The 21715-nt window shown below is 73.4% G+C and carries 24 protein-coding genes; 5 read left to right on the forward strand and 19 right to left on the reverse strand.

Annotation, left to right across the window (positions count from 1 at the left end; genetic code table 11):
- Positions 1-12: 12 nt before the first annotated feature.
- The 4 genes from hemC to AB0G01_RS08175 form a co-directional block, all read right to left on the reverse strand.
- A complete protein-coding gene (gene hemC / locus AB0G01_RS08160) occupies positions 13-954 on the reverse strand; it encodes a hydroxymethylbilane synthase (protein ID WP_360940965.1) in 942 nt (313 codons plus the stop codon).
- Positions 951-2273, reverse strand: coding sequence for a glutamyl-tRNA reductase (locus tag AB0G01_RS08165; protein ID WP_360940967.1), 1323 nt, complete (start codon positions 2271-2273; stop codon positions 951-953). The genes hemC and AB0G01_RS08165 overlap by 4 nt, the downstream gene beginning before the upstream one ends.
- A gap of 94 nt (positions 2274-2367) precedes the next feature.
- The gene (locus AB0G01_RS08170) at positions 2368-3138 is read right to left on the reverse strand and encodes a redox-sensing transcriptional repressor Rex (RefSeq protein ID WP_360940969.1); all 771 of its coding nucleotides are present in this window, start codon (positions 3136-3138) and stop codon (positions 2368-2370) included.
- Between the two features lie 308 nt (positions 3139-3446).
- The gene (locus AB0G01_RS08175) at positions 3447-3995 is read right to left on the reverse strand and encodes a fasciclin domain-containing protein (protein ID WP_360940970.1); all 549 of its coding nucleotides are present in this window, start codon (positions 3993-3995) and stop codon (positions 3447-3449) included.
- On the opposite strand from AB0G01_RS08175, the gene AB0G01_RS08180 reads away from it, so the two are divergent.
- The gene (locus AB0G01_RS08180; RefSeq protein WP_360940972.1) at positions 3973-4131 is read left to right on the forward strand and encodes a hypothetical protein; all 159 of its coding nucleotides are present in this window, start codon (positions 3973-3975) and stop codon (positions 4129-4131) included. The genes AB0G01_RS08175 and AB0G01_RS08180 overlap by 23 nt on opposite strands.
- A gap of 51 nt (positions 4132-4182) precedes the next feature.
- Here AB0G01_RS08180 and AB0G01_RS08185 read toward each other — a convergent pair whose 3' ends face one another.
- The 3 genes from AB0G01_RS08185 to AB0G01_RS08195 form a co-directional block, all read right to left on the reverse strand.
- Positions 4183-5673 carry a molybdopterin-dependent oxidoreductase gene (locus AB0G01_RS08185; protein ID WP_360940974.1) on the reverse strand — a complete coding sequence of 497 codons (1491 nt, stop codon included), beginning with the start codon at positions 5671-5673 and terminating at the stop codon, positions 4183-4185.
- A 235-nt stretch (positions 5674-5908) separates the two neighbouring features.
- A complete protein-coding gene (locus tag AB0G01_RS08190; RefSeq protein WP_360940976.1) occupies positions 5909-6145 on the reverse strand; it encodes a glutaredoxin family protein in 237 nt (78 codons plus the stop codon).
- 80 nt (positions 6146-6225) lie between these two features.
- Positions 6226-7695, reverse strand: coding sequence for an AMP-binding protein (locus AB0G01_RS08195; protein WP_360940978.1), 1470 nt, complete (start codon positions 7693-7695; stop codon positions 6226-6228).
- A gap of 172 nt (positions 7696-7867) precedes the next feature.
- Between AB0G01_RS08195 and AB0G01_RS08200 the strand changes: the two genes are divergently transcribed.
- The 4 genes from AB0G01_RS08200 (at position 7868) to AB0G01_RS08215 (ending at position 11046) form a co-directional block, all read left to right on the forward strand.
- The gene (locus AB0G01_RS08200) at positions 7868-8512 is read left to right on the forward strand and encodes a sigma-70 family RNA polymerase sigma factor (protein ID WP_360940980.1); all 645 of its coding nucleotides are present in this window, start codon (positions 7868-7870) and stop codon (positions 8510-8512) included.
- A gap of 109 nt (positions 8513-8621) precedes the next feature.
- Positions 8622-9722 carry a DUF5667 domain-containing protein gene (locus tag AB0G01_RS08205; protein ID WP_360940982.1) on the forward strand — a complete coding sequence of 367 codons (1101 nt, stop codon included), beginning with the start codon at positions 8622-8624 and terminating at the stop codon, positions 9720-9722.
- Between the two features lie 39 nt (positions 9723-9761).
- Entirely contained in the window at positions 9762-10652 is an 891-nt protein-coding gene (locus AB0G01_RS08210; RefSeq protein ID WP_360940984.1) for an HAD-IB family hydrolase, read from the forward strand.
- Positions 10645-11046, forward strand: coding sequence for a hypothetical protein (locus AB0G01_RS08215; protein ID WP_360940986.1), 402 nt, complete (start codon positions 10645-10647; stop codon positions 11044-11046). The genes AB0G01_RS08210 and AB0G01_RS08215 overlap by 8 nt, the downstream gene beginning before the upstream one ends.
- A 24-nt stretch (positions 11047-11070) precedes the next feature.
- On the opposite strand, the gene AB0G01_RS08220 is transcribed toward AB0G01_RS08215, so the two are convergent.
- The 12 genes from AB0G01_RS08220 to AB0G01_RS08275 all read right to left on the reverse strand — a co-directional run bounded on the left by AB0G01_RS08220 (position 11071) and on the right by AB0G01_RS08275 (position 21445).
- Positions 11071-11946, reverse strand: coding sequence for a lysophospholipid acyltransferase family protein (locus AB0G01_RS08220; RefSeq protein ID WP_360941292.1), 876 nt, complete (start codon positions 11944-11946; stop codon positions 11071-11073).
- Positions 11947-12050: 104 nt separating this feature from the next.
- Positions 12051-13088, reverse strand: coding sequence for an NAD-dependent epimerase/dehydratase family protein (locus AB0G01_RS08225; RefSeq protein ID WP_360940988.1), 1038 nt, complete (start codon positions 13086-13088; stop codon positions 12051-12053).
- Positions 13089-13285: 197 nt separating this feature from the next.
- A complete protein-coding gene (locus tag AB0G01_RS08230) occupies positions 13286-13387 on the reverse strand; it encodes an AURKAIP1/COX24 domain-containing protein (protein WP_015105422.1) in 102 nt (33 codons plus the stop codon).
- A gap of 124 nt (positions 13388-13511) precedes the next feature.
- Complete coding sequence (locus tag AB0G01_RS08235) at positions 13512-13721, reverse strand: helix-turn-helix domain-containing protein (protein ID WP_219439257.1); 210 nt, start codon at positions 13719-13721, stop codon at positions 13512-13514.
- A gap of 120 nt (positions 13722-13841) precedes the next feature.
- Complete coding sequence (gene proC, locus AB0G01_RS08240; RefSeq protein ID WP_360940990.1) at positions 13842-14654, reverse strand: pyrroline-5-carboxylate reductase; 813 nt, start codon at positions 14652-14654, stop codon at positions 13842-13844.
- Between the two features lie 53 nt (positions 14655-14707).
- Entirely contained in the window at positions 14708-15514 is an 807-nt protein-coding gene (locus tag AB0G01_RS08245) for a thioesterase family protein (protein ID WP_360940992.1), read from the reverse strand.
- 8 nt (positions 15515-15522) lie between these two features.
- The gene (locus AB0G01_RS08250; RefSeq protein ID WP_360940994.1) at positions 15523-16443 is read right to left on the reverse strand and encodes a proline dehydrogenase family protein; all 921 of its coding nucleotides are present in this window, start codon (positions 16441-16443) and stop codon (positions 15523-15525) included.
- Positions 16444-16483: 40 nt separating this feature from the next.
- On the reverse strand, positions 16484-17269 hold the full coding sequence (locus tag AB0G01_RS08255; protein WP_360940996.1) for a sugar phosphate isomerase/epimerase family protein: 786 nt from the start codon (positions 17267-17269) through the stop codon (positions 16484-16486).
- Complete coding sequence (locus tag AB0G01_RS08260) at positions 17266-18567, reverse strand: hypothetical protein (RefSeq protein WP_360940998.1); 1302 nt, start codon at positions 18565-18567, stop codon at positions 17266-17268. The genes AB0G01_RS08255 and AB0G01_RS08260 overlap by 4 nt, the downstream gene beginning before the upstream one ends.
- Complete coding sequence (locus AB0G01_RS08265) at positions 18567-19589, reverse strand: Ppx/GppA phosphatase family protein (protein ID WP_360941000.1); 1023 nt, start codon at positions 19587-19589, stop codon at positions 18567-18569. Before AB0G01_RS08265 ends, AB0G01_RS08260 begins: the two co-directional genes overlap by 1 nt.
- 27 nt (positions 19590-19616) lie before the next feature.
- The gene (locus AB0G01_RS08270) at positions 19617-20297 is read right to left on the reverse strand and encodes a response regulator transcription factor (RefSeq protein ID WP_360941002.1); all 681 of its coding nucleotides are present in this window, start codon (positions 20295-20297) and stop codon (positions 19617-19619) included.
- Positions 20294-21445 (reverse strand): ATP-binding protein, encoded by a 1152-nt coding sequence (locus AB0G01_RS08275; protein ID WP_360941295.1) that lies wholly within the window; start codon positions 21443-21445, stop codon positions 20294-20296. Before AB0G01_RS08275 ends, AB0G01_RS08270 begins: the two co-directional genes overlap by 4 nt.
- Positions 21446-21715: the final 270 nt, after the last annotated feature.

The raw sequence follows: 21715 nt of genomic DNA on the forward strand, positions 1-21715 counted from the left end.
GGGCACTCCCCATCAACTACGCCCCTCCGACCGCGCAGCGGCGAGGCCGGAGAGGTCGAGCAACTCGACGGCCAGCGCGCGGCCGAGTTCCTCTGCTGCGGTCAAGTCACCGGTGGCGGACGCACGGAGGAGGTCGCCGTCCTCCGTCGCCATGACCCCGCGCAGGGACAGGCGGAGGACTACCGCTCCCTGGTCGTCAAGGTCTTCCACCACATCGGCCAGTGCGCCGACCGGCGCGCTGCACCCCGCTTCGAGCTCGGCCAGCAAGGCCCGCTCGGCGGTGACAGCGGCCCTACTGGCCGAATCGTCCAGAGTGGACTGGAGGAGGTGCTCGGTGTCGACGTCGTCGACCCGGCACTCCACCGCGAGTGCGCCCTGTGCGGGCGCGGGGAGCATCTGGATGGGCTCCAAGGTCTCGGTGATCTCGGCCGTGCGGCCGAGGCGGGAGATGCCGGCGCGGGCCAGCACCACGGCGTCCAGCTCACCCTCGGCCACCCGGCGGATGCGGCTGTCGACGTTGCCGCGCAACGGCACCACGTCCAGGCCCAGGCCCAGCGCCTCAAGCTGCGCCGCGCGCCGGGGCGAGCCGGTGCCGACCTTCGAACCGGTGGGCAGTTCGCCCAGGGTGAGGCCGTCGCGGGCGACGAGCGCGTCGCGCGGGTCCTCGCGCGGCGGCACGGCGGCCAGGGACAGGCGCGGGTCGCGCGCGGTGGGCAGGTCCTTGTACGAGTGGACGGCCACGTCGATCTCGTCGTTGGCCAGCGCGTCGCGCAGCGCCGAGGTGAACACCCCGATGCCGATCTCGGCGATGGGGGCGGACGACCGGTCGCCGGGGGTCGAGATGGTCACGATCTCCACGTCCGCGCCGGCGGCGCGCAGCACGTCGGCCACGTGACCGGTCTGCGCGAGCGCCAGCGCACTGCCGCGCGTGCCGATCCTCAAGGTGCGGTTCACCGCTTCTCGCCTCTGGGTAGCGTCGAATGGGGGGTGCTGACGGCGGCGGGTTTCTGCGGGTCGAGGCCGAACAGCTCGCGCAGCGCCTCGGCGTACCCGGCACCGCCGGGTGCGGCGGCCAGCTCCTTGACCCGCACGGTCGGCGTGTGCAGGAGCTTGTCCACCACGCGGCGCACGGTCTTGGCCAGCTCGTCCCGGACCGCGCCGTCGAGCTCGGGCAGCCGCGAGTCCAACCGCAGCAGCTCGGTGTCCACGACCTCGGCGGCCCGCTTGCGCAGGGCCGTCACGGTGGGCGTGACCTCGGCCGAGCGCTGCCCGGCCAGGTAGCCGCGCACCTCGTCGGCGACGATCTCCGCCGCGCGCAGGGCGTCCTGGCCGGTGGGGGCGTCGGACAGCCGTCGTTGCAGGGTCTCCAGGTCGACCACGCGCACGCCGGCGAGCAGCTCGGCGGCGGGGTCGACGTCCTTGGGCAGGCCGAGGTCGCACACCACCAGCGGGCGGCCGGGTGCGCGCTCGCCGATCAGCTCCGCGCCCACGACCACGTCCACCGAGCCGGTGCACGCGAACAGCACGTCGGCGGCGGCGATCTCGGACACCAGGTCGTCCAGGCCGGTGGACCGGGCGGCCACCCCGTCCGCGACCAGGGCGTTCGCCAGCCGCGCGCCGTTGGCGGCGGACCGGTTGGCGATCACCACCTCGCCGATGCCGGCGCGGCGCAGGTGCGCGGCGGCCAGGCCGCCCATCGAGCCCGCGCCCACGACCAGGGCGGTGCGACCCGCCAGGCCGCCGAGCGCGGTGGCGGCGTCGGCGAGCGCCTCGGACACCACGGACGCGCCGGCGTGGTCGATGCCGGTGTCGGTGTGGATGCGCTTGCCCACCCGCAGCGCCTGCTGGGTCAGCTCGTGCAGCACGCGGCCGACGACGCCGACCCCGTCCGCGCGGGTGTAGGCCGAGCGGAGCTGGCCCAGGATCTGGGCCTCGCCGACCACCATCGAGTCCAGGCCGCCCGCGACCGAGAACAGGTGCTCGACAGCGGCGGCGGCGTAGTGCACGTACAGGTGCTCGAAGAGGTCCGCGGGCTCCGCGCCGGCCTGCCGGGCGAGCACCTCCACGACCTCGTTCATGCCGCCGTGGAAGGTCTCGACCACGGCGTAGACCTCGACCCGGTTGCAGGTCGAGAGGAGCACGGCCTCGGACACGCTGGGCGCGTCGAGCAACTGGCCCAGCAGCTTGTCGAGGTCGGCGTCGGCCACGGCGACGCGCTCCAGCACGGGTACCGGCGTGGTGCGGTGGGACAGCCCGACGACGAGGACGCTCATGACCGCACCCGGCCCGTCGTCGACCCGACCGCCGGTCGCGTGGTCGGCCCGGCCGTCGCTCCCGTCGGAGCCGTCCGGCTCACTACCCGCACCATCACGGGCGAATCACCACCCCGTCCACACCGACGCCGTTGACCACGTCGACAGCGGCTTCGTCAGCCCGCCGCGCGACGTGGAACGACAGGATCTGCATCTCGACCGCCAGGTCGACCTTGCGCACCTCGACGTTGTCCGGCACTTGGAGCACGACGGGTGCGAAGTTCAGGATGCACTGCACCCCGGCGGATACCAAACGGTCGCAGACCGCCTGGGCGGCCTGGGGCGGTGTGGCGATGACGCCGATCGACACCTCGCGATCGGCGCAGATGGACGTGATGTCGTCGATGTGGTCGACGGGAATGCCGCCTACCGGCACTCCGGTGAGGTCCGGGTCGATGTCGAACAGCGCGGCGACCGGGAAGCCCCGGCTGGGGAACCCGCCGTAGTTGGCCAGCGCGTGACCAAGATTACCGATCCCGACGACCGCCACGGAGTGCTTGCGGGTGAGCCCGAGGATGCGCTCGATGTGGCTGACGAGCACCTCGACGTCGTAGCCGACGCCGCGCGTGCCGTACGAGCCGACGTAGGAGAGGTCCTTGCGCAGCTTCGCCGAGTTGACCCCGGCCGCGCCCGCGAGCTCCTCGCTGGAGATGGTCGTCACGCCCTGCTCGACCATCCCGGAGAGCACCCGGAGGTAGACCGCGAGCCGGGCGACCGCCGCCTCCGGGATCGCGCGAGCCCGCTCCCGGACGTCTGCGACCGACTCGGCGGGCGGCTTCGAGGTGGTGGTGCCGACCTCGTCACCCTCGCCCCGCCGATCCACCACGCTGGCTCTCCTCGACATCCGAAGCACTGACCCGCCGGGCACCGTCACCAGCGGAGTGATAAACCCACCGTACCGCTTGTGAACGTGTGCACAAAGTCGGCGGCCCAGCGGCCCGGCGGGTGCCTGAACTCGGTCAACCCCCATGGAACCTCCCCTTGGGGAAAAGGGGAGCCGGTCCGCCGCGTGGATACCGGGCGGGGCGGGGCGCTTCCCCGACGCGAAAGATCCGGCGAGCCGCGAGGCTGCCGGATCTCTGGTGACGGGCGGTGGGGGCGGACCGGGGGAGGTCCGGCCCCACCGGGTCGGGGTCACGCCGCGGGCGGCGAGAGGACCTTGCCGATCACGAACACGGTGGCGTTCTTGGTCGGGATGTTGCCGCACAGGACCGGCGCGCCGTTCACGGTCATCGCGTCACCGGTGCCCTCGACCTTGAGGTCCTGGCCGGTGAGCGACTTCACGGTGCCGGCCGACTCCAGGCCCTTGGCGTCGTAGCGCTTGTCGACCACGTGGAAGGCGAGGATCTTGCCCAGGGTGGTCGGGTCGGCCGCCAGCTCCTGGAACTTGGCGTCGCCCAGCTCGGCGAACGCGGGGTCGTACGGCGCGAACACGGTGATGGCGGGCTTCGAGTTCAGCGTGTCGCCCAGGTTGGCCGCCGTCACGGCCGCCACCAGCTTGGTCAGCAGCGGGTTGTTGCTCGCCGCGGTGGCCACCGGGTCGCTGACCATGCCCTGGAGCGAACCCTTGTTCGCGGGGTCCTGCGGCACGCTGGCGCAGCCCGGACCGAACACGTCGGTGGTCTGGGTGACCCCGTCGGCCATCGCGGAGGACGAGGGCATGGCGGAGGCGGTGGTGGTCATGGGCGCGGCGGTGGTGCTCGTGCTGGAAGCGCTGTCGCCGCTCCCGCAGGCCGCGACGGAAAGCACAGCTGCGGCGGCGACGCCGGCGATGGCGAGTTTGCTCGTACGCACTCGGATCACTCCTCGTTTTACCTGATTCGGTATTCACTGAGACGTTCGAAGTAGGACGCGATCCGGTTCGACCGATTCACTCGACCGTGAAAAAAATCGAGTGCCAGCCGGTCGCGCCGTCCGGGACGGGCGCGACCCGCTCCGACGGCTGGGTGACGCCGGCGCGGTCGGTGGCCCGGCACTCGACGGTGTGCCCGCCGGGCGGCAGGTCCAGTTCGGCGCGCCACATCCGCCAGGTCGACCCGTTGACCGCGACCGCGAGCGCGGCGTCCCGCCACGGCCCGCCGTCCGTGCGCACCTCGACCTTCGCGACGCCGGTCGGCTGCGCCCAGGCCACCCCGCTCACCACGGTCCGGCCGCGCACCGTGGCGAACCCCTGCGGGCGGTCGATCCGCGACATCACCTTGACCGGGGCCCGCTGCCCCCAGCCGCGCTCCAGCCAGTACCCGCGCTTGTCCGCGAACGTGGTCAGCTCCAGGTCGACCACCCACTTCGTGGCCGACAGGTAGCCGTACAGGCCGGGGACGACGAGCCGCGCCGGGAAGCCGTGCTCGACCGGCAGCGGCTCGCCGTTCATGCCCAGCGCGATCAGCGCGCCCCGGTCCTCCTCCAGCACCACGTCGACCGGTGAGCCGGCGGTCCACCCGTCGACGCTGGTGGAGTAGAGCTGGTCCGCGCCCGGCCGGACGCCCGCCTCCAGCAGCACGTCGCGCAGCGGGACGCCGATGAAGTTCGCGGTCGACACGTACGGACCGCCCACCTCGTTGGAGACGCAGGTCATCGTGATCGTGCGCTCGACCAGGTCGCGGTCGCGCAGGTCGGCGTAGCGGAGCCGGAGCTCGCGGTCGACCAGGCCGTGCACCCGGAGCTCCCAGTCCTCGGCCAGGACGCGCGGCACGCTCAGCGCCGTGTCGACCCGGTAGAAGTCCTGGTTCGGGGTGATGAAGGGGGGCGTGCCGTCCGCGACGAAGTCGACGCCGGCCGGGATCGCGGGAGCCGGGGTCGCGACCTTGAGCCGCCCGACCGCGCGGCGCGAGCCCTCGACGTCGCCCCGGGTGCCGAGGAACTGCCCGCCGAGGCCCGCGAGCACGCTCGCGCCGGCCGCGATCAGGAAGGTCCGGCGGCCCTCGCCGGGAGACGCCGAATCGGTCGCGACGCGGTGCAGCCACCGGAAGACCAGGACCCCGACGACACCGGCCGCGATCGGCGCGAGGACGCCGAGGCTGCCCAGGTCCGGCCGGTAGAGCACGGCCGCCACGCCGACCGCGCCGAGGGCGGCGGCCAGGAGCGTGCCGGGCAGCGCGCTCCGGCGGGACAGCAGGCCCGCGACCACCGCGACGGCGGCGATCACCACGGCCATGCCGAGCAGCAGGACGAGCTTGTCGTAGGTGCCGAACGTGCGCACCGCGAAGTCCTTGAGCGGTGACGGCGTGAAGTCGATGGCGGTGTTGCCGACCGCCAGGAACGGCGACGCGGTGGGTCCGACCAGCCCCGCGACGAGGTGCCCGGCCGCCAGGGCGGCGGCGACACCGAGGAAGCCGATCAGGGCAGCGGTCCAACGCGACATGCGGGTAGTTCGGTACCGGGGCCGCCCCGGTTCGGTGAATCGGGGAGAAACCCGCGAACCACCCCCGACCGGAGCGGAGCGGCCCCGGTGTCAGGGCCGGGCGACGGGCGCGCGGGACCGGGCTCGCGGCAGCCCGTGATCAGGCCGGCCCGGGATCAGGCCGGGGCGGGATCAGGCCGGGGCGGGATCAGGCCGGGGCGGGATCAGGCCGGGGCGGGATCAGGCCGGGGCGGGATCAGGCCAGGGCGGCGCGCAGGCGGTCTTCCTCGACGGACCAGTAGCCGTGCTCGGCACCGTCGACCAGGATCACCGGCACCCGGTCGCCGTACTCGGCGCGGAGCTCGCGGTCGCCGTCGACGTCCAGCACCTCCCACGGCACGCCGAGCTCGCCGCAGATCCGTTCGAGGTCGGCCTTGGCCTGGTCGCAGGCGTGGCAGTCGACGCGGCCCAGCAGGGTGACGTGGTGGCTCACCCGCCCATCATCGCGCACCGGCCGACGGCGGCGGACGGGCCTCCGACCCCCCGCGTGACCGGGGAGCCGGGGCCGGGTGGTCAGGAGAGCGGGAGCCGCAGGCGGGCGCGGGCGAGCTTGCCGGTGGGCGAGTGCGGCAGGGCCGCGGCGAACTCGACCGTCGACGGGACCTTGAACTTCGCGAGCCGGGCGGCGCAGTGCTCCTTGACCGCGTCCTCGGTCAGGTCCGCCCCCTCGTCGAGCACGACCACGACCTTGACCGACTCGCCGGTCCGCTCGTCGGGCACGCCCACCGCCGCCGCCTCGCCCACGCCGGCCAGTTCGGCGACGACCTGCTCGACCTCGTGCGGGTAGACGTTGAAGCCGTTGACGATGATCAGGTCGCCCGCCCGGTCCACCAGGTGCAGGTCGCCGTCCTCGTCGAGGTAGCCGACGTCGCCGGTGCGGAACCAGCCCTCGGGGTCGGGGCCGTGCGCGCCGTCCGGCCAGTAGCCGCTGAACAGGTTCGGGCCGCGCACCGCGACCAGGCCGGTGCCCGGCTCGTCCTCGTCCAGGTCCAGCGGACGGCCGTCGGTGTCCACCAGGCGCACCTCGACACCGGGCAGCGCCCGGCCCACCGAACCCGGCTTGGGCGTGCCGCCGACCAGCGCGGACGTCAGCACGGGACCGGTCTCGGTCAGGCCGTAGCCCTCGTAGACGGGCAGGCCCACGGCCTGCCGCACGCCGTCCAGCACGCCCGGCGCGAGCGGCGCGGCACCCGAGGTGAACAGCCGCACGGTGGCCAGGTCGGCGCGCAGCCGCTCGACCGGCCGGGCCAGGATCGCCTGGTACATCGGCGGGACGCCGATCACCGCGGTCACCCGGTGCTCCCGGATCGCGGAGAGCGCCGCGTCGGGGTCGAACCGCTCCAGCAGCACGGCCGTCGCGCCCGCGCCCGCCACCTGGAACAGGCCCGGACCCAGGCCGTAGACGTGGAACAGCGGCAGCGCCAGCAGCACCCGGTCGCCGGCGGTCACCGGCGCGGGGCGCAGGGACGCGCACTGGTCGACGTTCGCCAGCAGCGCCCGGTGCGACAGCATCGCGCCGCGCGGCACGCCGGACGTCCCGGACGTGTAGCCGAGCACGGCCAGGTCCTCGCCGGAGCCGATGGCCGCGAACTCGTCACCGGGCGCGAGCTCGGGTTCGGGGAGCGCGGTGGCGTCCGAGCCGCCGGCGTCGCCGACCAGCAGGCGCGCGCCGCTGTCCGCGACGAGCCGCTGGAGCTCACGCGTGGGCTGGCCCGGACCGGCTGGCACGACCACGCCGCCGGCGCGCAGCACGCCGAACACGGCCACGCAGAACGCGGGACCGGCGGGCAGCCGCACCACCACGCGGTCACCGGGTTCGACACCGGCATCCACCAGTCGGTGGGCCTCGCGATCCACGAACGAATTAAGTTGGGACCAGGTGTAACTATTCGCAGTCGTGACATCCACCAGTGCCACGTGCTTGGGTCCACGGTGCGCGGAGGCGCGAACCAGGTCGGCGACGTTGTGTGCGGAAGCGGTCAAGTCGACCTCCTGGTGAACCTCTGCGGACCTCCGCGCAAGTCTGTCACGCGCCGGCGGCGTCACGCAGTGCTGCCGAACGCGTCGCAGGTTCAAGACCACTCGCCGCTACCTACTACGGAGTAACAACACGTATGCTGCCCGCACGGCGACTCTGTGGAGGTGCCGCGAGCCGATGACCGCAAGGGCGCGCGACAAGACGGGACGGACACTCCGCTCGATGTGGGGTGCGGGCGGGCGGTCCAGCACGATCCGCGGTGCGCAGGACGATGCGGTGGAAGAACCGTGGGACCTCGTCCGCGCCGCCCAGTCCGGAGACACGGACGCGTTCGGCGCGCTCTACGACCGGTACGTGGACGTGGTCTTCCGGTACGTGCTGTTCCGGGTCGGTGACCGCACCCTGGCCGAGGACGTCACCAGCGAGACGTTCCTCCGCGCGCTGCGCAGCATCGGGTCCATCAGCTACCAGGGCCGGGACGTGGGTGCGTGGTTCGTCACCATCGCCCGCAACATCGTCTTCGACCACGTGAAGTCCAGCCGCTACCGGCTGGAGGTCACGACCGCCGAGCCGGCGGACAACCGCGAGGTCACCAGCGGTCCCGAGCAGGAGGTGCTGACCGGCGCGGCCAATGCGGAACTCCTGAAATGCGTCGCCCAATTGGGTGAAGACCAGCGGGAATGCATTACTCTCCGTTTCATCCAGGGCTTGTCCGTGGCGGAGACGGCCGCGAAGATGGGGCGCAACGAAGGCGCGATCAAGGCCCTGCAACACCGCGCCGTGCGCAGGCTGGCCCAACTGCTGCCGAACTGGCTGCGGTGATCCGGTCGCCACGATCGCGTGGTCCTGGGACGTGCCCCTCGTGCCCGCGTAACCCCGGCACCCGCGGGTTCGTTACCCGGGGCAGGAACCCCTGACGAGTCGGTGCGGGATGGTGGGCAGAGGGATCACGCCACTAGGGCGTCACAGGCAGCGCGAGGAGTTCGCCCGCGCCGTCGACGCGCTGCCCGGGGAAGTCGACCCGGCCTTCGCCGACGAGCTCGCCGCGGTCGCGCTGCTGCGGGAAGCCGCAGTGACGAGCGGACCCGACGAGGCGGCCAGGGCGCGCATGCGGGAGCGGGTGCTCGGTGCCACCCCGCCCCCGGTGACCGCGCTCGACCGGCGGCGTCCGCGCGGCGGGGCCCGGGGCCGGTTGGCGGTCGCCCTCGCCGCCGCGCTCTGCCTGGTGTTCTCGCTGGCGGGGATGAGCCTCCTGCTGTCCCGCGACGCGCTGCCCGGCGACGCGCTGTACGGCGTCAAGCGCACCGCCGAATCGGCCTCGCTCGGCCTGACCTTCGACGAGGAGTCCAAGGGCTACAAGCGCCTGGAGTTCGCCTCCGCCCGGATCTCGGAGATGGAGGTCCTGGTCGACCGGTACCGCGACTCCGGCGGCGGCCCGCTGGGAGGCCACCTCACCGCGCTGACCGACTTCGACGCCGACGCCGCCGCCGGTTCCCGCGTGCTGGCCGCGCACGGCTCGACCGCGGACGAGCGCGCGCTCGGCTCGCTGCGCGAGTGGGCCGGTGCCCAGGCGGGTCGCCTGGGCGGCCTCCGCGACCGGCTGCCCGCCGAGGCGGTCGGTCGTGCCGCCACCTCCCTGGACCTGCTGGACCGGATCGCCCGCCGCACCGCCGAGCTGGCCGCGCGGACCCGCTGCGCGGCCGTGACGACCGGGCAGTTCGACGAGGTCGGCCCGGTGCCAGCGACCGACGAGTGCGCCGCGCCGCCGATCGCGCCCGGCACCTCCGCGACACAGCCGCCGGGCACGTCGGTCGCCGAGACCCCGCCCCCCGCACCGGGCACGGTCACCGCCACGTCCGCACCCGCGCCCGCCCCCGTGCCCCCGCCCACCGCGCCCCCGGGCGGCGGCACCACGCCCGGCACCAGCCGGCCCGGTCTGCCCGTCCCGTCGATCACCCTGACCGTCGAGCCGCCCGTCCGGCTGCCGCCCCTGCCCATCACGCTGCCGCCGCTGCCCGGCCTCATCCGCTGATCGCTACCCTGTCCCCATCGGACGCTGGGAGGCGCTGACGTGGTGAGAAGGCGTGTGGTCGAGAGCTCGGCGGAACGGGAGAGGCTCGCCGAACTGGCCGGTGAGGCCTCGGCCGACGCCGCGCTGGCCTCCGCGCGCGCACCGGGCGCGGACGCTCCCACCGACCTGACCGCCGCCGCGTTCTTCGACGTGGACAACACGATGATGATGGGCGCGTCGATCTTCCACTTCGCGCGCGGCCTGGCCGCGCGCAAGTACTTCCGGAACTCGGACCTGGCCGGGTTCGCGTGGCAGCAGATCAAGTTCCGGGTGGGCGGTCGCGAGGACCCGCAGAGCGTGCAGGCGTCCCGGGAGCAGGCGCTGTCGTTCGTGGCGGGCCGGTCGGTCGCGGAGCTGGTCAGCCTCGGCGAGGAGATCTTCGACGAGCTGATGGCCGACAAGATCTGGACCGGCACGCAGGCCCTGGCGCAGATGCACCTGGACGCCGGGCAGCGGGTGTGGCTGGTCACCGCCACCCCGGTCGAGCTCGCCCAGATCATCGCCCGGCGGCTCGGGTTGACCGGCGCGCTCGGGACCGTGTCGGAGAGCGAAGAGGGCATCTACACCGGCAAGCTCGTCGGCGACCTGCTGCACGGCCGGGCGAAGGCGCACGCGGTGCGCTCGCTGGCCGCCAAGGAGGGCCTGGACCTGCGGCGGTGCACGGCGTACTCGGACTCGGTGAACGACGTGCCGATGCTGTCCGTGGTGGGCACCGCCGTCGCGGTGAACCCCGACTCGGGCCTGCGCGACACCGCGCGCAAGCGCGGCTGGGAGATCCGCGACTTCCGGACCGCCCGCAAGGCCGTCAAGATCGGCGTGCCGTCCGTGCTGGGAGCGGGTCTGGTCGCGGGTGCGATCGCCGCCGGTGTCGCGTACCGCCGCCGTGGCTGAGCCCGTGGCCGGGACCGCCCGGTACGTCCGCTTCCAGGCGACGGTCCCCAACGCGCACGGCCTCTACCCGGGCATCTTCGGCCTGGTCAACCGCCTGGCCCGGGAGGGCCGGCTGACCGCCGAGCAGGACGGGTTCCGGCGGACCGCCAACGCCTGGTACGACGCCGCCTACACCACCCCGACGAGCGTCGACCCGGACGTCTACGACCTCGTGCTGCACCCCGGCGCGGTCGCCTGGTTCAAGTCGTCGGCCGAACACCTGATCAGCCGCGTGGACGGCTACCTGGACGTCCTCGCCGCGCACGGGGTGGGCTGCGAGCGGGTGACCACGGACGACCCCGGCGTGATCGTGTACGAGGACGACGAGCAGGTCATCGCCAAGCCCCGCCCCTGACGCCCCGGGCCGTCGGGGCGCGGCTCAGCCCAGGAACACGTTCCGGCGCTGGGTGAGCAGGCGGTACAGGGTCTGCTGGATGGTCTCCCGGACCTGGTCGGTCAGGTTGAAGACCAGCATCGGGTCGTCCGCCGCGTGCTCGCCGTGCACGTCCGTGCGGATCGGCTCGCCGAACTCGATGTACCACTTGGACGGCAGCGGGATCGCGCCGAGCGGGCCGAGCAGCGGGAAGAACGGGGTGATCGGGAAGTAGGGCAGGCCGAACAGCCGGGCCAGCGCCTTGACGTCGCCGATCTTGGGGTAGATCTCCTCCGCGCCCACGATCGAGCACGGGATGATCGGCACGCCGGTGTCCAGCGCCGCCGAGACGAACCCGCCCCGGCCGAACCGCTGCAACTTGTACCGGTCCTTGAACGGCTTGCCGATGCCCTTGAAGCCCTCCGGCCACACCCCCACCAGCTCGCCGGAGCGCAGCAGCCGCTCGGCGTCGGGGTTGCACGCCAGCGTCTGGCCGGACTTGCGCGCCAGCGCGCCCAGCACCGGCGTCTTGAACACCAGGTCGGCACCGAGCATCCGCAGGTGCCGGTGGGCCGGGTGCTCCGCGCGCACCGCGTACGCCGTCATGGTCGCGTCCAGCGGCAGCGTGCCCGAGTGGTTGGCCACGATGAGCGCACCGCCCTCGGCGGGCACGTTGTGCAGCCCGATGGTCTCCACCCGGAACCACTTCTCGTACAGCGGCCTCAGCGGCGGCAGCAGGAGGTGGTCGGTCAGGTCCGGGTCGAAGCCGAACTCGTCCACCTCGTAGTCGCCCCGCACCCGGCGGCGGGCGAACGCGAGCAGGTCGGCCAGCCGGCGCTCCCAGTCCGACGGGGGCGCGGTCGGGGCGGGCGCGGTCGACACGGGGGGTTCCACCGCCGCCGGGCGTCGTCGCCGGGACGCGCCCCGGTCCGGGTCGTGCAGCGGGATGACCCGTGCGTCGGCCACGTGCACCTCCTCGGCGGGGTTCACCGGAGTCGGGCCGCCGCGTCGAGCACGCCGCGCTCGACCGACGCCAGCAGGTCGGGGTCGATCAGCGGGCGCATGCCGCGACCGCTCACGTAGTCGTCGAACGCCTGCCGCGTGGTCCACCTCGGGGTGAAGCCGAACTCGCGCCGCAGCAGACCGGTGTCGACCACGCGGCCCCAGTTCAGGAACCGCAGCTGGTCCGGCGAGAAGTCCACCAGCCGCGCGCCGCGGAACAGCCGGCCCACGGTCGGCACCGCCACGCCCGGCACCGGCAGCGGCAGCTTGCCCGCCCGCCGGATCGCCTGCGACAACAGCAGTACCCCGGCACCGCCGACGTTGAACACGCCGGGCAGGTCGTGCAGGGCGGCCCGCTCCAGCACGGCCAGCGCGTCCTCGGAGTGCAGGAGTTGCACGCGGGCGTCGTAGCCCATGATCGTCGGCACCACCGGCAGGGCGAAGTACCTGGTCAGCACGGTGTCGATGCGCGGACCGATGAGGTTGGTGAACCGCAGCGCGGTCACGTCCACGTCGGGTCGGCGGCGGGCGAACCCGCGCACGTAGCCCTCGACCTCGACGGCGTCCTTCGCGTACCCGCTGGAGGCCAGGTCCTTGGGCCCCATGTCCTCGGTGAACACCGCCGGGTCGCGCGAGGACGACCCGTACACCGCGCTGGTCGACTTCACCACGAGCTTGCGCACGTGCGGCGACTTCTGGCACGCCGCCAGGAGCTGCATGGTGCCGATGACGTTCATCTCCTTCATCGCCGTGCGGCCGGCGGGTCCGGCCGGGTTGGCGGTCACCGAGGCGTGCACGACGGTGTCGACGTGCGCGGTGGCGATGACCTTGGCGATGAGCGGGTTGCGGATGTCGGCCCGGACGAACTCGGCCCGGCCCATCCGGCGCAGCAGGTCGCGGGACGGCGGCTCGGTGTCCACCCCGAGCACCCGGTCGATCTCGGGGTTGGCCGCGAACCGCGCGGCGAGGTGGCCGCCGAGGAAGCGGCTGCAACCGGTGACGAGTACGACCTTGGGGGCCATGCGACTCCGTGTGGGTGCGGTGCGACGACGTGGATGCTACCCACGAAATCAGAGACCTGATCGTCCCGCGAGCGGAGCACCGGCGCAGGCCGCCGCGCCGGTCACCCGGCGGGGCCGCCCGCGCCCGGCCGGTCCGGCCCGGGAAAGCACGACGCCGACCCCCGCGGACGGGGGTCGGCGTCGGAGAACCCGAGGGCCTACTTGCCGCGCTTGCGACGCTGGACGCGGGTCTTGCGCAGCAGCTTGCGGTGCTTCTTCTTCGACATGCGCTTGCGGCGCTTCTTGATGACCGAGCCCATACGGGTCCCTCACTAACTAGACGATGGCGGTTCTCCACGCGCCGGTGGAGACACCCATCAGGTAGGGCGCGCCGACACCAGGCACGAACGGCCTGTCACTTTACCCGGCTGCCGGCGCGGGCCCTCACCCGGCGTCGAAGTAGGCGTTCCTCAGGTACTCGTGGACCGCCTTCTCGGGCACCCGGAACGACTTGCCCACGCGCACCGCGGTGAGCTCGCCCGAGTGCACCAGCCGGTACACCGTCATCTTCGACACCCGCATCACCAGCGCCACCTCGGCGACGGTCAGGAACTTGACCTGGACCAGGGACGCTCGATCGTTCTCCTCCGGCATGGTTCACCGTGTCCTTCGACACGCGTCATGCCGTCGGCTTCCCCACCGACGGTTCGACACGCACGTGCTCCCCTGAGGGTAACGGGACACCTGGGGCTGGTGCGACGGCCAATGGCGGTATCAGTCCGCCTGGTGGGCCCGTCCCAGCTCCACCGAACGGTCCCGGGCGGCCTCGATGGCGGCCAGCAGCGCCGCCCGGACGCCGTGCTTCTCCAGCTCGCGGATGGCCATGATGGTGGTGCCGGCGGGCGAGGTGACGGCCTCGCGCAGGATCACCGGGTGCTGGTCGCCTCGGCTGAGCATCTGGGCCGCGCCGACCGCCGACTGGACGATCAGCGTGGCGGCGAGCTCGCGCGGGATGCCGAGCAGGATGCCGGCGTCGATCATGGCCTCGACCAGGTAGAAGAAGTACGCGGGTCCGGAGCCGGACAGCGCGGTGACGGCGTCCTGCTGGTTCTCCGGCACGCGGGCCACCTTGCCCACCGATCCCAGCAGCTCCTCGACCAGGTCGAGGTGCCCGGCCCCGGCGAACCGGCCGGCCGAGATGGCGCTCATGGCCTCGCCGACCAGCATCGGCGTGTTCGGCATGACCCGGACCACCGGCGTGCCCGGGGGCAGCCGGCGCTCGTAGAGCGAGGTGGGCAGGCCCGCGCACAGCGACACGATCAGCGCACCCGGCCGCAGCACGGGCGCGAGCTCGTCCAGCAGGGGGTCGATGTCCTGCGGCTTGACCGCGACCACCAGCACGTCGGCGACTCGCGCGGCCGACCCGACGTCCAGGCCCCGCACGCCGTACCGGTCGCTCAGCGCCGCGCAGCGCTCCGGGTGCTTCTCGGTGAACACCAGCTCGTCCGCCGGCCGGCCGGCCCGCAACAGGCCGGACAGCAACGCCTCCCCGATCTTCCCCGCCCCGAGCACCGCGATCGTCGTCATGCGCCAAGCCTGCCACGGTTGCGCCGTTCGGCCGACGCCGGCCGGCGGGGCGGTCAGCCGGCGGGCGTCAGCGCCAACTGCCGCGACTGGCACACCAGCCGGCCGGTCGAGTCGATCACCACCGCGTCCTCGTCGAACCACTGCCCGTGCACCGCGCTGCACGACACCCGCACGCGCAGCCAGCCGGACGCCGGGGCGGCCCGCAGCAGTGCCGTGAGCTGCACGGTGGGCGACCACCCGAACCGGCCCAGGTTGAACGTGACGGGCATCGAGATGTCGCCGGCGACGAGCGCGAAGTACGGGTCCGGGCGCTCGCCGAAGGGCCGCACCCACAGCCGCAGCACCAGCGGGTCGCCCGACCGCCCGGTCAGGAAGCCCGCGCCCTGCTTGTCCAGCCGCACGTCGCACACCGAGCCGAGCTTGTAGACCCCGCCGGGCCCCAGCGAGGCCAGGTCGACGGCGTCCGCGGGCGGCACCGCGGGGACGTCGGGCAGGTCGGCGTAGTCCGGGGTCTGCGCCGGGATGCGCCCCACCGTCACGGTCGACTCGACGCAACTGCGCCCGCGCTGCTCCAGCGTGGAGGTCACCACGGTCGCCGTCCGCCCGGCCTTGCGGACGTCGGTGCGCAGCAGCACCGGCCCCACCTCGGGCGCGCGCAGGAACTGGGCGCTGACCGCGAGCGGCGAGAGCTCCTCCGCCGCCGGCATCGCGCCGCCGGCCGCGTGCACGGCCGCCCGCGCCGCGAGGGCGAGCAGGAACCCGCCGTGCGGCTTGGGACCGATGGTCCACTCCGCGGGCAGGGTCGCGGTGTACGTGCCGTCGCCGAGCGGGCGGACGGCACTGGCTACCGAGAACGACACAGGGCTCCTCACGAGCGGCTGACGAGCGAACGCAGGAAGAACGCCACAGCGGCCGGGCGTTCGGCCAGCCTCCGCATCAGGTACCCGTACCACTGCTCCCCGAAGGGCACGTAGACCCGCACCACGTGACCCTCGGCCGCCAGGCGCGCCTGTTCGGCGGGGCGGATTCCGTACAGCATCTGGAACTCGAACGAGTCCGGGGCGCGGTCGTGCCACCGGGCGCGCTCGGCGACGATCTCCACCAGCCGGGGGTCGTGCGTGGCGAACATCGGGTAGCCGTCGCCGGCCAGCAGGACGTTCGCGCAGCGCACGTAGTTCAGGTCCACCTCGTGCGGGTCGGTGAACGCCACGGAGGCGGGCTCCGCGTACGCGCCCTTGCACAGCCGCACCCGCGTGCCCGCGAGGGCGTGGCAGTCCTCCAGGGTCCGCCGCAGGTGCGCCTGGAGCACCGCGCCGGTCGACGGCCAGGTGCGCCGCAGCTCGGCCAGCACCCGCAGGGTGGAGTCGGTGGTGGTGTGGTCTTCCATGTCCAGCGTGACGGTGGTGCCGCTCTGGCCCGCGGCGGCGCAGATGCGCGACGCGCTGTCCAGGGCCAGCCGCTCGTCCAGGGCCTGCCCGACGGCGGAGAGCTTCACGCTCACCTCGGCGTCGTCGGACAGCCCGGTCTCGTGCAGCAGGTCCAGCAGCACGAGGTAGGACTGCACGGTCCGCTCGGCGGTCCGGCGGTCCGAGGTGTCCTCGCCCAGGTAGTCCAGGGTGACCCGGAGGCCGTGCTCGACGAGGTCGGCGGTCGCGTCGACGGCCGAGTCGACCGTCTCGCCGGCCACGAACCGGCGCACCACGTCGCGGCTGATCGGCGCGGTCGCGACGACCCGCCGCACCCCGTCGTTGCCCGCGGCGGCGAGGATCAACGTGCGCAACGGATTCACGATCAAGACCCTAGCCGCTGGCGGGGGCGGGAGCAGCCGGTCAGAGGTGCGACCGGGCGAAGCGCAGCGACTCGGCGAGCAGTTCCCGGCGCTCGGCGGCCGTCCGCGCTTTGCGGGTGTTGACCTCCAGGACGACCTGCCCGGAGAAGCCCGAACGGACCAGCCAGTGGCACAGTTCGGCGCAGGGCTCGCTACCCCGTCCGGGGATCAGGTGCTCGTCCTTCGGCAGGCCCGTGCCATCGGCCAGGTGGACGTGGGAGAGCCCGTCGCCCATCCGCTTGGCCAGTTCCATCGTGTCCACGTGCGCGGCGGACGCGTGCGAGAGGTCGAGGGTGTAGTTGCGGTGGCCGACGTCGGTCGGGTCGATGGACGGCCGGAACGCCGTCACCTGGACCGACCGGCCGCGACCGAGCGGGCGGCGGACCGGGAACATGTTCTCGACGGCGACCGCGATGCCGGAGCCGTCCTCCAGCTCGGCGACCAGGTCGGCGAACCCGTCGGCGTACTTGCGCTGCCAGACGAACGGCGGGTGCACCACGACCGTGCGCGCGCCGAGGTCCTGGGCGGCCTGGACGCTGCGCCGCAGCCGCTCGGCCGGGTCGGGCGACCAGACCCGCTGGCTGATCAGCAGGCACGGCGCGTGCACGGCGAGCACGGGCACCTTCAGCGCGTCCGACAGCCGGCGCACGGCGGCCACGTCCTGGCTGACCGGGTCGGCCCACACCATGACCTCGACGCCGTCGTACCCGAGCTCGGCGGCGGCCTGGAAGGCCGCGCCCGCCGGCTGCGGCCAGACGGCCGCGGTGGACAGCCCTACCGGGATCAAGACTTCACCAGCAGCATCGCCGCCGGCGACACCGTGACGATCAGACCGACCAGCACGGCCAGGACGGTCGTTTGCAGGTCGTCCGCGCGGCGGATCTTGCGGACCACCATGACCAGCCCGACGGTGACCGCCAGCGCCACCACCAGGGCGGCGGGCGCGAGCGTGCGCCACAGGAAGCTGAACCCCAGCCACAGCGCCGCACCGCCGATCACGCCGATCGCCAACTGGCCGATCATGACCAGCCACTCCTTGCCGGGCGAGCGCTCGACCGGTTCCTCCGGGTCGACGTCCACGTCGGCGAGGCCCGCGACCTCGTCGTCGAAGTCCGCGCGGTCGGGCCGGCGGTAGTCCTCGTCCTCGTCCTCGTCGTCGTCCTCGTCGAGGTCGACGTACGGGTGGAACTGGGTGCTCTCCGGCTCGGCCGGGCGCTCCTCCTCGTCGTCGTCGCCGAACCAGTCGTCGGGCGTCTGGTCGGGCAGCGGGTCCGGCATCTTGGCCGGCGCGGGCGGCACGATCAGCACCGACTCGGTGGGCAGCGACTCCAGCGGCACGTTCGGCGTGAGCTTGTCCGTGATCCGCGGCAACTGCTCGGTCACCGGGTCGCGGACCGGCGTGACCGGGCGGACCACGGCGGTCCGGGACGCCTCGGCGGGCGGCGGTTTCGGCGGCCCGGGGGGCGGGCCCGGCGGGATGGTCGGCTTGGGGTGGTGGGGCCGGGCCGACTCCGCCGCGAAGTCGTAGTCGTCCGGGAAGTCGTCGGTGATCGGCGGGACCTGCCGGGTCTCCTCGGCCGCGCTGGGCGGCGGCGCGGGACGCCGGCCGGGCGGCGGGTCGAGGCGGGGGCGGGCCGGGGGCTCGACCCGGCCGGGCGGCGGTGCCGGCGCGTCGAGCCGGGCCGACGGCGGGTCCAGGCGTCCGGGCGGGCCGGCGGGCGGCTCGGGCCGGACCGGGGGCTGGGGCGGCTCGGGCCGGACGGGCTGCTGGTAGGCGGTGCGCTCGGGCTCGGTGGGCCGGGCGCGCGGCGGCTGCCCGGCGGCGGGGCCCGGCGGCGGCGCGGCAGGACCCGGCGGCGGTGCGGCGGGGGGTGGCGACTGCGGACCGGGCTCGTCGCGGATCGGCAGGAGCCGGCCGCTGTCGGAGTTGACCCGGTCGATGATCGCCTGCGGAGCGGTGTCGGACACGTCCTCCGCACGGCGACGTCGCCGACGCGGCGACGCCTCGCCGGGGTTCGCGCCGTACTGGGCGAGCAACTCCGCGACCGTGCGCTGAGTCTGCTCGGACTCGCTCTCTCGACTCATCAACTCCACCGTGCCCCGTGGCGGCCAGTCCGTCCAGTGTCACCCGGCCGACGGGTGCGGGCCGGGGGAGCATCCCGCGCTTCACCGTTGTCCGAGCCGTTAGTGTGGTCCAGCCGACGCAGGATGACACCTTCGCGCAGCGCCCAGGGGCAGATCTCCAGCTCCCCGAGTGACAGGGCTCGCATGGTGGCCTCGGCCACCAGCGCCCCCGCGACGAGCTGGTGCGCCCGGCTCGGGCTCACGCCCTCCAGCTCGGCCAGGTCGTGGGCGGACATCCGGGAGATGAACCCGGTGAGCTGCCGCAGCCCGGCCTGGGTCAGCAACCGCCGCGCCCGAGGTCCGGCGGACGACGGGGCGGCACCGGTCAACCGGGCCAGCGTGCGGAACGTCTTGGACGTCGCGACCACCCGGTCGGGCGAGCCGACCCGGAGCAGCTTCTTGGCCACCGGCGCGAGCTGGTCGTCCAGCCACTCGGTGGTCTCGCCGACCTCGGACCGGCTCGGCGGGTCGTGCCGGAACCGGGTCCGGGTCAGCCGGCCCGCGCCCAGCGGGACCGAGAACGCCTCCTCGGGCTCCTCGTCCACGCCGACCGCGAGCTCCAGCGAACCGCCGCCGATGTCGAGGCAGAGCAGCCGCCCGGCGGACCACCCGTACCAGCGGCGCACCGCGAGGAACGTGTAGCGGGCCTCGTCCTCGCCGGAGAGGACCTTGAGCTCCACGCCGGTCTCGCTGCGGACCCGGTCGAGGACCTCGGCCGAGTTGCCCGCCTCGCGGACGGCGGACGTGGCGAAGGCCATCAGGTCCTCGCAGCCCAGCCGGGCGGCGGTGGCCTTGGTCGCCGCGACCGTCCGGACGAGCTGGTCCGCGCCCGACCTGGTGAGCAACCCGTCCTCGTCGAGCTGCTCGGCGAGCCGGAGCACGGACTTCTCCGAGCTCATCGGCGTCGGGTGGGCACCCCGATGGGCGTCCACCACCAAGAGGTGGACGGTGTTCGACCCGACATCAAGCACCCCTAGGCGCACGGCGTGCACCGTACCCGGTCGGCGGGGTCAGGACTCGAACTTGTAGCCCAGTCCGCGCACGGTCACCAGGTGCCGGGGGGCCGACGGGTCGGGCTCGATCTTCGACCGCAGCCGCTTGACGTGCACGTCCAGGGTTTTGGTGTCGCCGACGTAGTCCGCGCCCCACACCCGGTCGATCAACTGGCCCCGGGTGAGCACGCGACCGACGTTGCGGAGCAGGTACTCCAGGAGGTCGAACTCCTTCAGCGGCAGGCTGACCTCGCGGCCGTCGACCGTGACCACGTGCCGCTCGACGTCCATCCGGACCGGCCCCGCCTCCAGTACCTGCGGCAACAGCTCCTCGGACTCGCCGCCACGGCGCAGCACGGCGCGGATGCGGGCGATCAGCTCGCGGGCCGAGTAGGGCTTGGTGACGTAGTCGTCGGCACCCAGTTCGAGGCCCACGACCTTGTCGATCTCGCTGTCCCGGGCAGTGACCATGATCACGGGCACGGCCGAGCGGGCGCGGAGCTGCTTGCACACGTCGGTGCCGCTCATGCCGGGCAGCATCAGGTCGAGCAGCACGATGTCCGCACCGTTGCGGTCGAACTCCTCCAGCGCCTCCTGGCCGGTGGCCGCGAGCGCCGCGGTGAAGCCCTCCTTGCGCAGCAGGAAGGCGAGCGGATCGGCGAAGGACTCCTCGTCCTCCACGATGAGCACCCTGGTCACAGCTCTCCTCCGAGTCTGCCCGCGCCGGTCGGCACGGGAACGGCGAGTTCAGGTCTGGGCAGGTCGACCACGCGCTCGTCCCGGTCCGGGTGGGCCGGGATGCGCAGCGTGAACGTGGAGCCGGTGCCCGGGAGGCTCCACAGCTTGACCTCGCCGCCGTGGTTGGCGGCGACGTGCTTGACGATCGCGAGCCCGAGGCCGGTGCCGCCGGTGGCCCGGGAGCGGGCCTTGTCGACCCGGTAGAACCGCTCGAACACGCGGGCCTGCTGGTCCTCGGCGATGCCGATGCCTCGGTCGGTGACCGCGATCTCCACGAAGCCCGCGACCAGCCGCCTGCTCACCGACACCGGGCTGCCCGGCGGGGAGTAGGCGACCGCGTTGTCGAGCAGGTTGCTCAGCGCGGTGACCAGCAGGGTCCGGTCGCCCTCGACCTCCAGCCCGCTGGGGTCGTCGGTGGCGATCCCGATGCCGGCGGACTCGGCGGCGAGCTTCGAGCGGCCCATCGCCTCGTCGACCACCACGTCGACGCCCACCCGGTTGAGCTCGGGCAGCTTCTCCGCGCCCTGGAGGCGGGACAGCGCGATCAGCTCGGTGACCAGGGTGCCCAGGCGGGTGGCCTCCTGCATGATCTTGGCGCTGAACCGGCGGACCTCCACCTGGTCCTCCGCCGCGTCCAGGACGGCCTCGGCGAGCAGCGCGAGCGCGCCCACCGGCGTCTTGAGCTCGTGGCTGACGTTGGCCACGAAGTCGCGCCGGGTGGCCTCCAGGCGGACCGCCTCGGACTCGTCCGAGGCGTCCACCACGACGAAGCCGTCGGTGATCACCTTGACCTGGGCGTGCACCGCTTCCGGCTGGCGGCCCTTGACCTCGGGCGTGGACAGGTCGACGTTCACCACCTCGCCGGTCTCCCGGGCGAGTTCGGCGGCGCGCCGGGCGCGGTCGTCGACCCGGTTGTTGCGCACGACGCCGAGGTCCTCGGCGCGCGGGTTGTGCAGCACCACGTCCCCGAACACGTTCAGGACGACGATGCCGTCGTGGGAGGACTGGACGACCATCCCCATCAGGTCGGCGACGGTGAGGCCGGCGGGCCGTTCGTTGCGCGGGCGCGCGGTGGCCCGCCCGGCGAAGAAGGCCGCGCCGCCGATCAGCAGAACGCCGATCGACAGGACGAGGTAACCCGTTGCGGTCACGGACGCATCGTAAGCAGGTCAGGGTGGGTGCGGCCTAGCCCGCACGCCTGGTTCGTGACACCGGCGACACCGTCCGGCGGCGATGTTTTCCCGCAGGACGATTCCAGTTCACCCAATCGTGTCCAATCGGGTCGGTCCTGTTCGGACCGGCGCTCCCGACCGGTCGCCGGCTCCACGCCCAGGTGACGGACTGACGACGTTCCGGGAGCGCGGCACCGCGTGGTGCGG

The sequence above is a fragment of the Actinosynnema sp. NPDC023587 genome, from assembly GCF_040640215.1.
Lineage (GTDB): Bacteria > Actinomycetota > Actinomycetes > Mycobacteriales > Pseudonocardiaceae > Actinosynnema.